Source organism: Schaalia sp. ZJ405, from assembly GCF_011038885.2.
Lineage (GTDB): Bacteria > Actinomycetota > Actinomycetes > Actinomycetales > Actinomycetaceae > Pauljensenia.
In genome coordinates this window covers 2,216,633-2,232,898 of the sequence record NZ_CP064952.1, presented here as the reverse complement: position 1 = coordinate 2,232,898, position 16,266 = coordinate 2,216,633, and the positions used below count along the sequence as shown (strand labels likewise).

General features: G+C 54.8%; 13 protein-coding genes. 11 read left to right on the top strand and 2 right to left on the bottom strand.

Annotated features, from left to right (window positions below; all coding sequences use genetic code 11):
- Window positions 1–33: 33 nt before the first annotated feature.
- Window positions 34–843: an alpha-L-rhamnosidase C-terminal domain-containing protein gene (locus G7Y41_RS09515; protein WP_165316258.1), complete on the bottom strand. Its 810-nt coding sequence runs from the start codon at window positions 841–843 to the stop codon at window positions 34–36.
- Window positions 844–887: 44 nt separating this feature from the next.
- Complete coding sequence (locus tag G7Y41_RS09510) at window positions 888–3,614, bottom strand: family 78 glycoside hydrolase catalytic domain (RefSeq protein ID WP_165316257.1); 2,727 nt, start codon at window positions 3,612–3,614, stop codon at window positions 888–890.
- A gap of 322 nt (window positions 3,615–3,936) precedes the next feature.
- Here G7Y41_RS09510 and G7Y41_RS09505 point away from each other — a divergent pair, with 322 nt between their 5' ends.
- From G7Y41_RS09505 to G7Y41_RS09455, 11 genes are all read left to right on the top strand, one after another.
- Window positions 3,937–5,262: an ABC transporter substrate-binding protein gene (locus G7Y41_RS09505; protein WP_165316256.1), complete on the top strand. Its 1,326-nt coding sequence runs from the start codon at window positions 3,937–3,939 to the stop codon at window positions 5,260–5,262.
- A gap of 53 nt (window positions 5,263–5,315) precedes the next feature.
- On the top strand, window positions 5,316–6,272 hold the full coding sequence (locus G7Y41_RS09500) for a carbohydrate ABC transporter permease (protein ID WP_196819510.1): 957 nt from the start codon (window positions 5,316–5,318) through the stop codon (window positions 6,270–6,272).
- Window positions 6,269–7,126, top strand: coding sequence for a carbohydrate ABC transporter permease (locus tag G7Y41_RS09495; RefSeq protein ID WP_196819509.1), 858 nt, complete (start codon window positions 6,269–6,271; stop codon window positions 7,124–7,126). The genes G7Y41_RS09500 and G7Y41_RS09495 overlap by 4 nt, the downstream gene beginning before the upstream one ends.
- 36 nt (window positions 7,127–7,162) lie before the next feature.
- The gene (locus G7Y41_RS09490) at window positions 7,163–8,194 is read left to right on the top strand and encodes a LacI family DNA-binding transcriptional regulator (RefSeq protein WP_165316255.1); all 1,032 of its coding nucleotides are present in this window, start codon (window positions 7,163–7,165) and stop codon (window positions 8,192–8,194) included.
- 455 nt (window positions 8,195–8,649) lie between these two features.
- On the top strand, window positions 8,650–9,054 hold the full coding sequence (locus tag G7Y41_RS09485; RefSeq protein WP_165316254.1) for an RbsD/FucU family protein: 405 nt from the start codon (window positions 8,650–8,652) through the stop codon (window positions 9,052–9,054).
- 34 nt (window positions 9,055–9,088) lie between these two features.
- Window positions 9,089–10,330 carry a cupin domain-containing protein gene (locus G7Y41_RS09480; protein WP_196819508.1) on the top strand — a complete coding sequence of 414 codons (1,242 nt, stop codon included), beginning with the start codon at window positions 9,089–9,091 and terminating at the stop codon, window positions 10,328–10,330.
- Window positions 10,311–11,921, top strand: coding sequence for a sugar ABC transporter ATP-binding protein (locus G7Y41_RS09475; protein ID WP_165316253.1), 1,611 nt, complete (start codon window positions 10,311–10,313; stop codon window positions 11,919–11,921). The genes G7Y41_RS09480 and G7Y41_RS09475 overlap by 20 nt, the downstream gene beginning before the upstream one ends.
- 37 nt (window positions 11,922–11,958) lie before the next feature.
- Window positions 11,959–12,975: an ABC transporter permease gene (locus G7Y41_RS09470; RefSeq protein WP_165217772.1), complete on the top strand. Its 1,017-nt coding sequence runs from the start codon at window positions 11,959–11,961 to the stop codon at window positions 12,973–12,975.
- An 89-nt stretch (window positions 12,976–13,064) separates the two neighbouring features.
- Entirely contained in the window at window positions 13,065–14,033 is a 969-nt protein-coding gene (locus G7Y41_RS09465) for a substrate-binding domain-containing protein (protein WP_165316252.1), read from the top strand.
- A 27-nt stretch (window positions 14,034–14,060) separates the two neighbouring features.
- Window positions 14,061–14,999, top strand: a complete 939-nt coding sequence (locus G7Y41_RS09460; RefSeq protein WP_165316251.1) for a sugar phosphate isomerase/epimerase family protein — start codon at window positions 14,061–14,063, stop codon at window positions 14,997–14,999.
- A gap of 262 nt (window positions 15,000–15,261) precedes the next feature.
- Window positions 15,262–16,266: a LacI family DNA-binding transcriptional regulator gene (locus G7Y41_RS09455; protein ID WP_196819507.1), complete on the top strand. Its 1,005-nt coding sequence runs from the start codon at window positions 15,262–15,264 to the stop codon at window positions 16,264–16,266.

Sequence of the window (16,266 nt, the reverse complement as noted above, 5' to 3'; positions counted from 1 at the left end):
AGTCGCATTCGGTGTCAATGTCCGATCTGTCCATCACCAACGATGGAGAGCTGGGCCGTTGATTCGTTTCTCCTGAACCACGAGAGTCGTTCCCCGAGGAACGGCAACCGTCGTCACCGTCTTTTCAGCCACAACCGCGATGTCGCCCGCCGGTGCGGGAATGACAGCCGCAGCCCAGTCCAGGTCCCCAAGGTCAGGACTCACGGTGAATTCTGCCCACCCGGGCACAAGCGGTCGTGTTCCCAGAAGGGTTAACGGGAGAAGCTCGGCCGGACCTGACGCCCAACCGTGGCAGAGACTCTTACCGAAAGGACGTCCATACATCTGTTCGTGAGGCTCGCCCTCGACAGGGAATTCCTCCCAGAACGTCTGAGCCCCTGCCTCAAGCATCCCTCCCCACAATTTACGCAGAATCTGCAAAGCATCACGCGCGTCGCCCCGTTCGATGAGCGAACGGAGCGCGGGTGGCTCACCACGGTCGGAAACAACCCTCAGCGTACAGGGAAGACGGACCCTTTCCCCTAGGGACAACGTGGGAGTGGTGACGGACTCATGACGAAAGGATGCTGCCTCGTCCTCGTCAAGTACCTGACCGCACGAGGCGACGAGCGAAACCGTGCCGGTACCCCGAAAACGGAAAAGCGCGCTGGATACAGGGAACATCGCGTTATCCGGATACGACACGTGACGAACTGTCTGCTGGCTTCGCGCCAACAGCGCGCGGTAGGCGCCGCGAGCGAACTGTCCGTGTGGGTAGAACCAACGGATCCGTTGGTCATCATCAGGCGTTCGGGATTGAGCTCGGACTCCCCGCGTTAACTCGAATAGGGGGAGGGGGCTCAATGATCGAATTGAATCCGGTGTGCAATCTGGTGGAAGTGAATGAGTCATGATGCGGCTGCATCAACGTGGATCACTGATACCCGTGAAGCGGTGATCGTATAGTGCCCGTGCCTGAGTGTTGTTGACGATGTTGACGCGGCTGCGCCGTTAATCGTCAACTGAGAATCCTCCGTTAGAGGCAGATCAAGCTGCGCGGTCACACCAAAGGGAACGTCGAGGGAAACCTCAAGGGAATCGTCAACCAGATGCCAATTGATCGACAACATACCGAAGTGGGTCTCGATCGAGGCCGACGCACGTGTCACAGCTGAGGAAGGGCGAGGTCCGATTCGTGTGCGCGCGTAGCCGGCCTCGATCGGTTCCATACCGGCGACGTTGCGATACACCCAATCGATCATCGCGCCGTAGGCATAGTGGTTGAAGGAAATCATCCCGTTGCCGTCGCCCTCCATGTCGCCGGCATGAATCGACCCATCCGCTTTAATGGCATCCCAGCGTTCCCACACCGTTGTTGCGCCGCGATCGACCTGATAGAGCCACGAGGGAGGGTCACGCCTCAGGAGCATCATGTATGCCTCCTCCCACTTGTTGGCGTGGCTCAGTGCAAAAAGAATTAAGGGTGTTCCAAGGAATCCGGTGGCGATCCTGCCGTGTTCGGCGCGAACATTGGTGGCAAGCGAATCGGCGAGTTCGGCTCGCTCATCGTCTGGGACAATGCGGAACTCCAGGCACATTGCGGCACCCGTCTGGGTTTCGTGCGCCTCATGTCTCCAGCGTTTCCACGTCTCAAACGCCACCCGATCTGCGAGGTCCGCGTACTCTTGTGCTTTGCGTTGATCTCCAACGAGTGCCTCTGTTTCAGCCAGAATCCGCGCGGAATGAACATAGAAAGAATTCGCGACGAACAGCGGATCAGTCTTCGCGTTCCACGGCTGGGCAGCGGGAGCATCCGGATCGAGCCAATCACCGTACTGGAAGGGTTCCTCCGGAAGAAGTGTGTGAGCATCCGCGCGAGTGCGAAGATGATCCACCCATCGGCGCATCGAGTCGAGCTGGGATATCAGGACAAGGGGCGACCCCGTTGAGATATATGTTGCCCAGGGAACGATTGTTGCGGCATCGGCCCAGCCGGCTCTGCCCATATCGTTAATCTCGTTGTTTCCCATTGAGGCGTCACCCGAGATGATGTTCGGAACAACAGAGGCAACCGATCCGTCTTCGGGCTGATCCAGTTCGAGGTCGCGCAGCCACGACATCCAGAACGCTTCCGTGTGGAACAGAGTATTTGCCGTTGCCGCGAAGGCCTGAGCGTCCCCTGTCCACCCCAGGCGCTCATCGCGCTGAGGGCAATCTGTTGGCACCGACACGAAGTTGTCGACCTGGGACCACACAACGTTTTCATGGAAACGATTGAGAGTTTGATGAGAGGTGGTCAGTGTGCCGCGTCGTTGGAGATGCGTGGAAATTGCGACAGCCGTGGCCTCTGCGATAGAGACGGGGCCGGTGACTTCTGCGTAACGGAATCCGTGGAAAGTCAATATCGGTTCAAGTTCAACTGTGCCCGATTCGCCAAGAATGTACGTATCTGTTGCTTTCGCTGTTCGTAAAGATGCTGTGTGGAGTGAGCCGTCAGCTTCCAGAATCTCTGCGTGACGCACCGTGATCCGCGCCCCGGGCTGCCCGCTGACTTTCAGACGCACCCAACCGGAAACATTCTGCTGCGCATCGAGGATCACCGGAAGAGTTGCGTCGGATACATCTCCGGACACAATGCTCATGGGGAATGTCGCGATCTCGTGCACGCCGGGCACAGGACGCGGTTCGAAGATCCTTCGATCACAGTCGATGACACAAACGGGGGCCCACTCGGTTTCGTTGAAACCTGGAAGTGACGGGTCGCCGGTGTCTTTGCGTAAATCGATCATCGTGCCGTCGTAGATAGATGCGCTTTGGATCGCACCAAAACCACCGTGCCACGTCTGGTCCGTGATGAGTGTCAGTGCCTCACCATTGGCACCTTCGATCTCGAGCTGAGCGATTGCCCCCGATTGGCTCCCATAGATTTCAGTTCGCCCCGCAAAGCCCATGCGACCTCGATACCAGCCGTCGCCTACGAGAAGGCTGATCGCGTTCTCTCCTCTTTTCAGCAGCTTCGTCACATCGTAGGTATCGACGAGTACGCGCTCGCGGTACTCCGTCCATCCGGGGGTGAGGTACGTGTCGGAAGCAGCGTGGCCGTTGAGCCTCGGGTGTACGAGGCCGAGCGCGGACACGTAGAGTCGTGCCCTCATTGGCTCGAAGTCCAGGGAAAATTCACGGCGAAGCGAGGCCGCGGGCCCCTCAACCTCGGTAGGAATACCGATGACTTGTGCGGTGAGGGAGTCTGGATCAAGTCCCCCCTCGACGATGAACGGTTCCGACCAGGGTGTCCAGCCCGCGTCGGTGGCAATGCGGACAGCATATTCACGGACTTCTCGTGCTTTCAGCTGGCCGCCGGGAGCCTCGATAGCGATGGAAACTGTGGATGCTATGGGCTGAGCAATCGTCCACTCGGCACGATGAGCACGTCGATAACGGATCTGGTAGCCGACCTGGCGTGAAGTGGCCTCTTCTGACTTAAGCGTCCACTGGAGTCGTGGCTGTTCAAGCGGTACTCCAAGGAGAGAGGGATTGAAGCGTGTACGTAGGGAGGAGACGGTTGTCATGGGATCGGGGGTGTTTTCGTTGGGAAGGGTAAACATCAGGGCACCTAATCTGATCTTGTGCTTCATTGCACCGACAGTGACCAGCGCGAGAGGCTGAGGGGTCAAACACTCTTATTAAATCGTTTCACTCCAAAAGTTGCAAGGTGAGTGGACAGTGACCGTGAAACTTTCGAGGAGAGATCAGATGAAGCAGAGAGGTTTCATGGACTAAATCCTCATAAATACTGGAATTATGCGGATCGTATCCAAACTGTTACCCCCGAATGGGTTGACGGCCTCATTGATAGTTCGTAGTATACCCAGTGTTGAAACGATTCAACTCAATTTCATGCCTTGAGTCACTCCAATGGGGGAGTGATTGGGCTATCACCTCACGGAGGACAACAGCATGAGAACTCGTCAGTCCATTGCCACGGTCACCGCAGTTGCGCTCGTGAGCGCGCTGGGGCTTTCCGCGTGCGGCACCGGTGGCTCGTCGGAAAGCGGAGCATCTGCCGACGGCGTCATCACACTCTCCATCTATATCGACTCCGACCCCTTAACATCCATTGCGCTGTGGGACTCGTTGGTCGAGAAATTCAACTCGTCTCACGACAAGATTCAGATCTCCTACGAAACTCACCCAGGAGGTTCGGAGGGAGATAACTTGGTCAAGACACGTCTTGCGACGGGTGATATGAATGACCTCTTATGGTACAACTCGGGCTCACTTCTCAAGGCGCTTCGTCCCGATGAGACATTGGTGGATCTGTCGGATCAGGAGTGGACAGACAAGGTGAACGACAACTGGAAGCAAGCAGTGTCAACGGACTCTGGTCTGTATGAACTGCCGGTTGGAACTTCGTTCGCTTTCGGGATGATCTACAACAAGGACATCTACAAGAACCTCGGCCTAAAAATTCCCCGATCCTGGGATGAGTTCATGGCCAACAACGAAAAAATCAAGGCCGCTGGAATCACTCCTGTCGTTCAGACCTACTCCGACACCTGGTCTTCTCAGATTCCCGTGCTTGGCGATGCCTACAACGTGATGGCCGCTGATCCCGATTGGGCCGATAAGTACACCGCGAACAAGGCGAAATATGTCGACGAACCCGCAATCCAAGGATTCCAGCATATGCAGGATGTCTTTGATCGGGGATACATGAACGATGACTTCGCCTCGGCCACCTACAACGATGGCATGAAAATGCTTGCCGAAGGCACAGGAGCTCACTACCCGATGCTGACGTCGAACGCTGCCGCGGCGATTGGCCAAAACTATCCGGATGCTGACTCAAAGATCGGTGTGTTTCCGATTCCCTCAGACAGCCCTGAAATCAATGGTCTGACTATTGGTACTCCAAAAGGAATGTCTATCCCCAAGTCAACGAAAGGTGACAAGCTCAAAGCTGCCATCGAAGTGCTGAATTGGCTGGCAACTCCCCAAGCGTGTGAGGCAATAGGGAGCGCAATCCCCGTTGGCGGGCCATTTGTCATCGACGGCTGCGATGTGCCTGAAGGTGCGGCCTCGCTCATTTCAGACATGACTCCGTACTTCGATGAGGGAAAGACCGGTCTTGCCCTTGAGTTCCTGTCCCCCATCAAAGGCCCATCTCTTGAACAGATCACGGTTCAGGTGGGATCTGGCATTTCCAGTGCGGCCGAAGGAGCAGCTCTTTACGACCAAGACGTTGAGAAGCAAGCTCAACAGCTTGGGCTCAAGGGCTGGTGACATGATGTGACGTCATCGTTGGGGTGGCTCTCCATGAGGAAGTCACCCCAACGATGAAACGGGAGAAAGCAATGATGGCTACTGCAACACAGAGTGCGCAGACAACAGGGCAGCTCGACGTGACCGCTGGGTCCGTGAAAAAGAAAAAACGGGGACTCGATCGCTACTACCCCCTCTACTTCCATATCCCGGCTGGCGTATTCTTCGTTGTCCTTTTCTTGATACCCACAGTCGCCTCGTTCTACTTCTCGTTGACGCGCTGGACCCTGTTCGACATGGAGTTCATCGGCCTAGACAACTTTGTCCAATTTTTCAAGGAACCCGCGCTCATCACAGGCTTCGTCAATACCTTCATCTACGCCTTCGTCACCTCTGGAACAAAGGTGATTCTTGGGCTGGCTCTCGCAGTGCTGCTCACCTCGCAGGTGTTGGGACGAAACTACCTTCGTTCTGTCGTGTTTTTCCCCGTCCTTGTGTCGACGATCGGAGTTGGCGTCACATGGAAAGTTCTTCTGGATCCTCAGGACGGTCTCGTCAACCGAGCGCTTGAGGTTGTTGGTATCCGTGGACCGGGGTGGTTAACTGATCCCCACCTCGCTCTCTTTTCAGTTGCCGGCGTTGACGTGTGGAAAGGTGTCGGTCTGGCGACGGTCATCTACATCTCCGGGATCGTTGCAATCCCAAGTGAATACGTTGAGGCAGCCAAGATGGACGGCGCGGGTTCGTGGGAAATTTTTAGAAACATCACGCTTCCGCTGTGTCGTCCCGCAACGGTCACCGTCATCATCTTGTCTCTCATTGGCGGCCTGCGTTCCTTCGACCTCATTTGGGCAATGACTCGCGGAGGCCCTGGATTCTCGTCAGACGTCATCGCTTCCGTCATCTACAAGCAGTATCAAGCAGGGTTCTACGGACTCTCAACCGCAGGGAACGTTGTGCTGTTCCTCGTCATCGCGTTGATCGTTATCCCGCTGAACATGTGGCTCAACAGAAAAGGTCAGCGATCATGAGTACCTCCCTGACCGCCCGTATGAATAACAGGTCTCGCAGGGGCGTTATTCCGGGGATCATCGCCATCCTTTTCAGCATCGTCATCTTCATCGTTCCGTTTGTCTTCATCCTGCTGACTGCCTCGAAGCCGCAAAAGGAAGCCTCACTCCTGGAGTTTTCTCTCCCGACTGAATGGCATTTTATTGAGAACTTTAAGACTGTCATCGCAACGCAGGACTACGTCCTCATCCGTGCCTTTATCAATTCATTCATCGTCACAGTGATCGCCGTTGCGATCCAGGTCGTTCTAGGTGCGATGGTCGGATACGTCCTTCAGCGACGTCAGTCGAAGTGGAACGGCATCATCAACATCTTCGTCATGATGGGGTTGATCATTCCTCCCGCTGTTGTTCCCACCATCTGGGTGCTTGAAGGGATCGGACTCTACAAGACTCTCGCGGGACTCATCGCTATTCACGTGGCCTTCGGCCTGTCGTTCTGTATCTTGCTCTTCAGAGCGTTTGTCGAAACAATCCCACGTGAGCTTGACGAGGCCGCAATTATCGATGGCGCAGGTCCATTGAAGCTCTTCTTCAGGGTGATTTTTCCGTTGCTCCGTTCAACAATTGTCACGGTGATTGTTGTGCAGGCCGTCACTGTGTTCAACGACTTCACCTACGCGCTCTACTTCCTGCCTGGCCAAGGTAACGAAACCGTTCAGCTGACGCTCTACAACTACCAATCACAAGGGCTGAATCAATGGAACTTGCTCTTTATGGACGTTCTCCTGATAACAATCCCACCGCTGATCATGTTCGTCTTCTTTAACGGTAAGATTCAGGAAGGAATGACGGCAGGAGCGGTCAAAGGCTGACGGTGTTGGAACCGGAATCGAAAAGGAGACGCGAAGGTGCTCACGCACGCAAGTGGGTCGCCGCGTTTGCGGGATGTCGCTGACCGAGCTGGAGTGTCTCTGGGTACCGCCTCTAACGTGCTGAACCATCCGGAACGAGTCTCTCAATCAACGATCGATCGAGTAAAGGCTGCGATTGACGAGCTGGGATTCGTTCGCAACGCCAATGCTAGTTCACTAGCATCTGGACGTTCGAGCTACATCGGGCTTGTTGTCATCAGCCTGGCAAATTCCATGTTCGTTGACGTTGCTCGGGGCGCTCAGGAGGCTGCTCGAAAGGCGGGACATAACCTTCTGCTGGCGGACAGCTCAGATGACTTCGATGCGCAAAGCGACAACGTTGACTCCTTCAACGAAGCCCGAGTGTCCGGGCTTCTCCTGGCTCCAGTGCGGGACTCATCCGCTCACGTGAGGCGTCTGAAAGCGCGCGATGTTCCTGTCGTGCTGATCAACTACGACCAGGAAGATCATGACCTGTGCACAGTCGGCGTCGACAATGAACAAGTTGGCTACCTCGCGGTTCAACACATGCTGGACATCGGGTGCAAGAGAATCGCTTTCATCGCCGGAGCAGATGAGGAATACCAGCCTGTTCGACTCCGGCGACGAGGCGTGCGTCGGGGAATGAAAGAGTGTGCCGGACGCGCGAGATTTGAGGAGATCATCGTTTCGGGGGTCAAAGAAATCGATGGCCACGAGAGTGCAGCGAGGATCGTGGGACGAAGCCCCGAATCGCGCCCTGATGGAATTATCTGCGTGTCAGATTCACTTGCTGCGGGACTTATTGAAGGCCTCTGCGATGCGGGTATTTCGATCCCCGAAGACATCGCGGTGATGGGATGTGATCGAAACTCTTCGGTTGCTGACTGTCGCGTTCCACTGACGAGTGTCACCATGCAGGGACATGAGATGGGAGAGGCTGCGGTCAGGCTGCTCATTGATGAGCTAGATACGGCCGTCCCTCACGTCCATCAGAAGGTTGTGCTGACTCCTCAACTTGTTATCCGGGGATCGACTGTACGCAGCTAAGGGCATTGAGGCTCTCGTTTCGAGTCCGTATTGATACGTGCCCCATCAGAGTTGGGGCATACCAGCGTGCCCTGAAAACCGGCCTCGTCCTCGTCCCTTGGGTCGAGTGAATCTCCTTCGCTGTTGGCGCGAACGAATCATCTACTCCAAGTCTGAAAGCGCGCGGGTGATGGCGTGAGCCGTGAATGGTCAATGTCAGTGAACGCTCATACTGGCTGGATGATCACCGAGTACAGATCGACTAATGAGACCGGTAACACTACACCGAAACTCTCATGCTGAATACCGCTAGTGATGCCGTTTTAGCAGTAAATCAGGGCATATATAACAACTTTGTAACATCAATGAATCGCTAGACAATTTACAATGAGACCGGTAACATCTGGGTCTAAGACAGTCGTGAGAGTAACGATGCTCCTGCGACACAGAAGTGTTCAGCACAGAAGGTGAACAACATGCTCACAGGCATTGATCCGCTACTTACGGGTGACATCCTCAAATCGCTTGACGAGATGGGGCATTCCGACACGGTTGCGATCGTTGATGGCAACTTTCCGGCCGAGCGTACGAACTCGAAGGTGATTCGCATTCCCGGTATCGGGGTCATCCCGGTGCTTAAGGCAGTGCTCTCAGTCTTGCCCCTCGATGAGGACCATCCGCCGATTCTCATGGATTCGGCAGAAGAATCGCTCCCTCCCGCTGAAAAGGACATTCTTCAGACACTCGGAGAAGCGCCCCACGTGATGGTTGGTCGCTGGGACTACTACCCCCTGGTATCGCAAGCATCTGTCGTTATCGCGACGGGAGAAACCCGTACGTGGGCGAACGTCATTCTGTCAAAGGGCCTCGTGCAGCCGTAGAGCGCACGACAAATACCGGTCAAGGAGGACCACAATGGCAAAAGAAACAACCTTCGATCTTCCTGTCGATGCCACTGCATCAGCAGTTGATTCTGTCTTCAACGAAGGGCAAGGTGTTCTGCGGCTTGCGCCGGCATGGGTGCCCCGTGCTTTCTGCACTCCGGGACGTCGACTCCGGCTCCACCCCGATGACTACTTCCCCTTTGAGAAGGGAAGAGGTGGAATCGATGAGCGATGGCTTGGATCGACAACGCGGGCTGACAACGGCCCAGGAACCGGGCCTTACGAGGGGCTGAGTCTTGCTGTGTCAGCGAACGGCGTCCTCGTTCCGCTTGATGACATCATTGACTCGTTTACGGCAGATGCGATTGGCGCACGCAGCTGGAACGAATATGGGCGTTGGGATGCCTACTCAAAGTTCTACGACAACCTGCTCCCGCTTCCCTTCCACATGCATCCAATGGACCGCGACATGCTGCCAATTGGGAAGCGAGGCAAGCCGGAAGCCTACTACTTCTCGCCTCAAATGAATAACTACCTCGGTGAGCAGTCGATCATGTACATCGGCCTTCACCCGGAAACCACGCGCGAACAACTTGAGGACCATCTGCGTCGTCATGAACGTGGCGGAGACAACCGAATCACCGACCTGTCTCAGGGATATCGTCCACAGCTCGGCAAAGGCTGGGATGTTCCGGCAGGAATCCTCCATGCACCCGCATCGATCTGCACCTACGAACCCCAGCGAGCATCGGATGTGCTCTCGATGTTTGAGTCATGGTCGAACAACATGGAAGTTTCAGCTGAGCTGCTGTGGAAAGACGTTCCACAGGAGCATTGGGGCGACTACTCAAAGCTCGTTGACATGCTGGACTGGGAGGCGAACGTCGATCCGCAATTCCACCTTAACCGCGCAACAACCCCCTACGAAACTGAATTCTCGAAAGAACACGGACGAGGACGCTTTGTTGAGAAGTGGATTGTCTACAAGTCAACGGCCTTTAGCGCCAAAGAACTCACGGTGTTCCCCGGACAGAGCGCACTCATTGAAGAAGAGGACGCCTACGGTCTGATCGCCGTGCAGGGCCACGGAACCATCGACGGTCACGAACTCTCGGCGATCACGATGGTGCGTATCAACGAACTCACACGAGACGAATACTTCGTGACATCGGCGGCAGCGCGACGAGGCGTCGTCATCACGAATGAATCTGATTCTGAACCGCTGGTCATGCTCAAGCACTACGGACCTGGAAATGTCGAACTTGGACTCTGAAAAGAATGGGATGCTGGGGGAGGCTCAGGCTAGTGCCCCCACACAAAGAGTAGGTACGCCGAGTATCGCTTCGGGAAAGTGGAACGAACCGCCGATCAACGACGGCCTTTCTCTGCGTGGAATCGTCAAAGCGTTTCCCGGAGTTAAGGCACTCAACGAGGTGGACTTCGATGTCCATTACGGTGAAGCTGTCGCACTTATTGGGGAAAACGGTGCTGGGAAATCCACGCTGATGAAAGTACTCTCCGGAGTGCATTCGCCCAATGCGGGAGAAATGTTCCTTGATGGACAGCCATACGCACCCAGCGGTCCCGCACATGCGACGGCCTGCGGAGTGGTACTTGTTCACCAGGAACTTTCGCTGCTTCCCAACCTCACAGTTGCAGAAAACATCTTCCTCGGACGTTTTCCTCAGCGCGCAGGACTTGTTCATCGCGACAAGATGAACTCGGACGCAGCTGCACTATTGGCGAGAGTTGGATTGGCAGAGCTCGCGCCAACAACTCTCACGGGCAGATGCTCCGTTGCGGTGCAGCAGCTCGTCGAAATCGCCAAAGCGCTCTCTCAGAATCCGAAGATCATCGTTTTCGATGAGCCCTCTGCATCGCTTGGGCAAGACGAAGTCGATGTGCTCTACACCATCGTTGAAGACTTGAAACGTGACGGTGTGGGAATCGTGTGGATTACGCATCGACTCATCGAGACGCACTCTGTTGCCGACACAGTGGTGACGTTAAGAGATGGCTCGCGTGTGAAATCGTGGGACACGGGAAAAGTCGACCTGGAGAGCATGGTCGCATCAATGGTTGGTCGCGATTTAACACATATCTACCCCGAACCGGTCACACCGAAATCGGAGGTGCTCCTCGAAATTCGTCAACTGAGTCGCTCGGGAGAGTTTGACAACATCTCTCTCGAACTACACCAAGGCGAAATTCTTGGAATCGCAGGTCTTGTTGGAGCGGGTAGAACTGAGTTACTCGAAACGATTGCGGGTGCACGCAAAGCCGAGAGTGGGGACATCATCCTTGATGGGCAAACTCTCGACCTTCGATCACCCCGTGATGCCATTAGACGCAAGATCGTCCTCGTCCCTGAAGACCGTAAGGGGCAGGGACTTGCTCAAAGACTGACAATCGAAGACAACATCACGTTGCCGACGCGTGCATTCCTCAGAGGAATCACACCTGTAGGAAAGCTCCGCACAACAGCGAAGAACGTGAAAGATGACGTTGATCTTCGAGGTCAACTCAATCAGCTTGCGGAAACCCTCTCGGGAGGGAATCAACAAAAAGGAGTCATCGGCAAGTGGCTTCCCCTTGCACCACGAGTATTTCTCTTTGATGAACCAACTCGGGGAATTGATGTTGGAGCACGTTCCGCGATATACACACTCATCCACCAGCTCGCTGAGCAAGGGGCTGGAGTCGTTGTCGTGAGCTCTGAACTCCCTGAAATCATGGGGATTTCTCATCGCGTCATCGTGTTGTCGAATGGGAAATTCGCAGGTGAGCTTCAGCGTGATGAGTTCTCTGAGCAAGCAATCATGCGCCTTGCCGTGAGTGAACAAATTTTGGAGGCGCAGCCATGAACACCACTACTTCACAGTCAGAAAGGGGTAACAGGTGATGGAAACCCGCAATGAGCTGAGCCTCGCAGCGGAGCACGACTCAGTAAAGAAACCCCGAGTCAAACGATCACTACCGACATTTTTTGGACCGCTCGTCGCCCTCGTCCTCCTGATGGTCTTTCTTTCGTTCTTATCACCGAATTTCTTGACGATCAGCAACATTTTCAACATTGGTCAACAAGTCGCAATCCTCGGTGTTCTTGCAATCGGTGGAACAGCGGTAATTATCCTCGGAGGGATCGACCTCTCCGTGGGGTCTGTTCTTGCCTTGTCCGGGGCTTTTGTTGGGGTTCTCCACATCAACATGGGGATCAGTGTCTGGGTTGCGGCTCTGAGCGCCATTGTCGTTGGACTTCTCTGCGGCGTGGTCAACGGGGGACTGATTGTCTGGGGGAAACTCCCCCCATTCATCGCCACTCTTGCCATGATGTCCGTGGCCAGAGGCCTTGCGCTCGTCGTTCTTGAAGGACGCCCGCTCTCTGGGTATCCCAAAGGATTCAGGAACCTCACAACCTTCTACATCGGTGGGTGGCTACCAACATCGGTCATCATCGCTGTTGTCTTGATGATCCTCGGAGGTTTGTATTTCGCATTCATGCCTTCAGGACGGTCGTTATTTGCTGTAGGTGCAGGCTACGAGGTCTCACGATTGTCAGGCGTTCCCGTCAAACGACTCACCGTTGCGGTCTACGCATGTGCGGGAGTTCTTGCAGCCATCGGGGGAATCATGATGACATCGAGGTTGGGATCTGCCCAGCCCACAGCAGGAACCGGGATTGAACTCGATGTGATTGCTGCCGTCGTCATCGGAGGTGCGAGCCTCACAGGCGGTTATGGGTCCATCGCCGGAACCGCGGTTGGCGTCTTGATCATCGGTGTCCTACGTAACGGGCTCAACCTACTTAATGTGTCGTCCTTCTGGCAGCAGGTTGTCATTGGCGCGGTCATTGCGCTCGCTGTTCTCGTGGAAAACGCACGTCAAAGCCAGGAAGCAAAAGCGCGAACGAAGTCGTAAACGCGCAGCGCGAGGTGTCGTCCATACGAAATCTCGAACGTTCATCACAGAAAACCCAACTCTTTACATCATGATCAAGGAGGATCATCATGAAATCGTTGAAACATGCACTCGTTGCATTGGCTGGAGTAGCAGCTCTCGTACTTGCCGGATGTGGATCGGGAGAGCCGATCACGGGCGGCAGTGACTCAGGATCAGACGGAGATCACGACTCCAAGGAGATCACGATCGGCTTCGCCATATCCACCCTACAGAATCCGTTCTTTGTCTCAATGAAGGAAGGCGTTGACGAAGCGGCGAAAAAACTGGGGATCAATCTGAAGTTTGCTGATGCTTCGGACGATGCGAACACTCAGTCAAATGACGTTCTGAACTTCATCACCGAAGGCGTTGATGTTGCCGTGCTGAACGCGACGGATGGGGAGGCTATTGCATCTTCAGTTGAGGCGCTGAACAAGGCAGGAATTCCCGTGATCACAGTCGACCGAACGTCCGAGGGCGGCGAGATTGTTGCTCATATCGGAACTGATAACGTCACCGCCGGTGAAGTAACGGCGAAAGCCTTTTTTGAGGCGCTTGGAGGAAAAGGCAAGGTCGCAATTCTTGAAGGAGTTCCCGGTGCGTCATCGGCAATCGATCGTGGAACAGGTTTCGACAACGTCCTCGCTGATTTCCCCGATATCAGTATCGTCGCGAAACAGACAGCAAATTATCAGCGTTCGGAGGGACTGACTGTTGCCCAGAACATCCTTCAAGCAAATCCTGACCTTGTTGGCTTCCTCTCGATGAACGATGAAATGGCACTGGGGGCTGTTGAAGCGATTAACGCAGCAGGTAAGGCAGGAAAGGTCAAGACCATCGGTATCGATGGTGGAGCTGATGCCGTGAAGGCAGTGTGTGACGGTTCGCTTGTTGCCACGGTTGCTCAGCAGTCGAAGGTCATGGGCTCACAGTCCATTGAGCAGGCAGTCAAGGTCGCAAAAGGCGAGAAAATTGAGAAACTTCAGCCCGTCGATGTTGTCGTCATCGATTCGTCGAACTGTAAAGACTACCTCTGAGACCGAGTGAAGACGAGGAGAAAGAACATGCAAAACTACGAAGAAAGCCGGGCACGGCTCGTTGAACGCTTCGAAACAGCTAAGCGAGAAACGCCAGAGAAGTTTAAGAATCGTCTGAATCTGTCGTGGTCCAACTGGGGATTTGGTTTAGAGACACTTGAGCAAACAGCGTCACGACTTCAGAAAGCTGGATTGTCCTTCATCGAACTTCATGGGAACCACTACGGTGACTCCTTGGGGTATGACGTTGCAGAAACTCAGAAGATTCTTGCTGACCACGGCTTAACGACCGCCGGAGTCTGCGGAATGTTCTCAGAGGACAACGACCTGGCATCAAATGCCCCGATCGCTCAACAGCGGGCGCTTGACTACATTCGTCGGGAACTTGAATTTTGTCAGGCAATGGGCGGCTCGTATTTGCTCATTGTTCCCGCAGCTGTCGGTAGGGCCACGGAGTATGACGCCTACGAGTTTGAGAGATCAGTTGCGGCGCTTAGAAGCGTTGCAGATGAGTTTGAGCCTCATGGAGTCAAAGGAGCGATTGAGCCGATTCGCGCCGATGAGACAACTCTTGTACATACGGTCAAGGATGCCGAACGCTACATCGAGGCTGTCGGAAGCCCAGGTGTTCAGCACATCAACGGCGATGTCTACCACATGCAATCAAGCGAATGGAACATTGCTGAAGCGATCCTGAGCGCAGGTGATCGTTTGGTGAATATCCACATGGCTGACTCGAATCGACTGGCGTTGGGTTCGGGATCAATGGACATTGATGCCATCATCATGGCCTTGTATCTCATTGGACACAATGCTCCAGGACGATACGTCACACCTGAGCCTTTGGGTGCAGGTTCCAGTCCGTATGCCGCTCGCAATGGAAAAACCGATCCGGTGATCTTGGACGCACTGGTGTGTGATTCGATTGAATACTTCCGTCACAGGGAGGAGGCCCTCCTCGCGTAGGAAAACATCCACGTAGGAAAACATCGAGGAGAAACACGTCAGGCCCAGCAATTTTCTCACCGGCGCGCCACGCATCTGCCGCTGGGGGAATTTTGCTGGATCAATAGAAGGAAGCGTTGGGGTGTCCCGGTCTACCAGACACCCCAACGCCCTTTTGTCGGGGTAGAAACATTACAATGCAAGAGAACGGTACCTGTTTCATGCTCATCAGCGATTATGGAGTTTGATGGAAACTTGTGATGGGCATTCTGAATAGAGAAACGTGGGGAAAGACGTGGGTGTGGGCCGAAAACTGGGCGCTCCAACAATTCGTGATGTCGCGCGGCTTGCACAGGTGTCGCCGCAAACTGTTTCACGGGTGTTGAACAACCCGGAAATGGTGAAGAAATCAACCGCGGATGCCGTACAGCGAAGCATTGAAACACTGGGCTACAGGCCGAGCCAGGCTGCGCGAATGCTCGCAACGAATCGTTCCGGTGCTATCGGCGTCATTGATACGGGATCCGAGGTGCTCGGTCAGCTTCTTCTTGTGTCATCAATTGAAAGTGCAGCTCGATCGGCCGATCTTTCTCCCCGAGTAGTTGTCACGGGCGAAGGCACGATCCCGGATTTCACTGCGGCATTTCAGCTGCTTCGAGATGAAATGATCGAAGGGCTCATTGTTCTATGTAACACAACCCTTCACGTGCGTGAGGCACTGCGTGTTTCTGCAACGATCCCAACGGTCCTCGTGGCCAACGATGAACCCGCCGTCACAGGGATCTCGACGGTGTCGGCAAACCAGCGTCAAGGTGCAGCAGATGTTATTGATCACCTCCGTCGTTACGGTCAACGCATGGCGATGATCACCGGACCATCAGGTTGGGTGGATTCAGATTCCCGTCTCCAGGTGTGGAAGGAAAATGCTCCGCTGCCAAATACGCGACTGCTACGTGCGGGCGACTGGAGTTCCCGCTCGGGATTCGACGCAATGCTCTCTCTCCTCGACGAGGGTGTCGACTCGGTTTTTGCGTGCAATGACTACATGGCAATGGGTGCGATTTGGGCGTGCGTCAGCCGCGGTTTACGCATTCCAGAGGACATCGCGATCTGTGGTTTCGATGATGTTCCAGGGGTTGATCATTACAATCCGCCGATCACCACGGTTCGTCAACCTTTTGCAGAACTCGGTCGCGAGGCTGTGCGGCTGCTCATCGACCTGATTCACGGCGAATCCAGTACCTCGGTTGTTTTGCCGACGCAGCTCGTTGTTCGGCGCACCGCGTAG

Bases quoted from the DNA above. Each gene is read 5' to 3' on its own strand.
- G7Y41_RS09510 (WP_165316257.1), bottom strand. From the start codon at position 3,614: ATGAAGCACAAGATCAGATTAGGTGCCCTGATGTTTACCCTTCCCAAC.
- G7Y41_RS09505 (WP_165316256.1), top strand. From the start codon at position 3,937: ATGAGAACTCGTCAGTCCATTGCCACGGTCACCGCAGTTGCGCTCGTG.
- G7Y41_RS09500 (WP_196819510.1), top strand. From the start codon at position 5,316: ATGAAACGGGAGAAAGCAATGATGGCTACTGCAACACAGAGTGCGCAG.
- G7Y41_RS09495 (WP_196819509.1), top strand. From the start codon at position 6,269: ATGAGTACCTCCCTGACCGCCCGTATGAATAACAGGTCTCGCAGGGGC.
- G7Y41_RS09485 (WP_165316254.1), top strand. From the start codon at position 8,650: ATGCTCACAGGCATTGATCCGCTACTTACGGGTGACATCCTCAAATCG.
- G7Y41_RS09480 (WP_196819508.1), top strand. From the start codon at position 9,089: ATGGCAAAAGAAACAACCTTCGATCTTCCTGTCGATGCCACTGCATCA.
- G7Y41_RS09475 (WP_165316253.1), top strand. From the start codon at position 10,311: ATGTCGAACTTGGACTCTGAAAAGAATGGGATGCTGGGGGAGGCTCAG.
- G7Y41_RS09470 (WP_165217772.1), top strand. From the start codon at position 11,959: ATGGAAACCCGCAATGAGCTGAGCCTCGCAGCGGAGCACGACTCAGTA.
- G7Y41_RS09465 (WP_165316252.1), top strand. From the start codon at position 13,065: ATGAAATCGTTGAAACATGCACTCGTTGCATTGGCTGGAGTAGCAGCT.
- G7Y41_RS09460 (WP_165316251.1), top strand. From the start codon at position 14,061: ATGCAAAACTACGAAGAAAGCCGGGCACGGCTCGTTGAACGCTTCGAA.